This window comes from Mycolicibacterium xanthum (genome assembly GCF_019710635.1).
Classification (GTDB): Bacteria; Actinomycetota; Actinomycetes; order Mycobacteriales; family Mycobacteriaceae; genus Mycobacterium; species Mycobacterium xanthum.
The window spans coordinates 1-1,018 of sequence record NZ_JAIFZS010000146.1; the positions used below are offsets into that span (position 1 = coordinate 1).

Genomic DNA, 1,018 nt, shown 5'->3' on the forward strand with positions numbered 1-1,018 from the left:
CGCCCCTCGACCTCGACCGCACGCAACGACTCGACCGCCTGCTCTTCCGTCATGGATTCACATATGCCCAACGTCTCAGCCCGAGTCAAATACCCCAGGATGATCGGCGTGTCGGACCAGATACCCGGGGCATTATTAGCCGGTTAAGAGGGGGTGAAGGAGGCGACGAAGTGAGCGTGGCACGCTTCGTCGCCGACCAGAGGACCAAATTCCGGGTGCCTCATACGATGACCTGCGCGTTGCTGGGTGTGAGCGTGTCGTGGTTCTACAAGTGGATCGGCCGGGCCGGTGAACCCGACGGGGTGTATACCGACACCGATCGGCGTCGTGGGCAGCTCGACGCGGCGGTGGCCGCGGCGTTCGGCAAAGCCAAGGGGCTGCACGGGTCACCGCGGCTGGTGGCCGACCTGCGCGATCTGGGCTGGGAAGTCTCGGAGAAGACGGTCGCCGACTCGATGCGCCGCCAGGGCCTGGTGGCACGCAAGATCAAACGCCGAGGCGGGTTGACCAAGCAGGACAAGACCGCACCGAAGTTTCCTGACCTGCTCAAACGGGTCTTCACCGCGGACGCGCCGAACCGTAAATGGGTCGGTGACATCACCGAGATCCCGACCGAGTGCGGGCAGAAGCTGTATTTGGCGACGGTGATCGACCTGTTCAGCCGCCGGCTGCTGGGGGCGGCCATGGGCCCGCATCCCGATGCTGAGCTGGCCTGTGCGGCGATCACGATGGCGGTGGCTGCCCGTGGCGGCCGCCAGGCGATCTGGCGGGACGAGGAATCGCAGCGGGTCATTTTCCACACCGACCGCGGGAGCACCTACACCGCGAACGCGTTCACCAGACTGTGCCGGCGGTTGGGGATTCGGCAGTCGATGGGCCGGGTGGGATCGTGTTTCGACAATGCGGCCGCCGAGGCGTTCTTCTCCTCGCTGGAGTGGGAAGTACTGTCCCGCAATCGTTTCCGTGATACCATCCACGCGCAGGCTGTGGTCATCGACTGGTGTTACACCTTCTACAA

At 64.5% G+C, this 1,018-nt stretch carries 1 protein-coding gene; it reads left to right on the forward strand.

What is annotated here, in order from left to right; translation table 11 throughout:
* Positions 1–170: 170 nt before the first annotated feature.
* On the forward strand, positions 171–1,018 hold an 848-nt coding region (locus JDV09_RS26455), incomplete at its 3' end, for an IS3 family transposase (protein ID WP_221372093.1).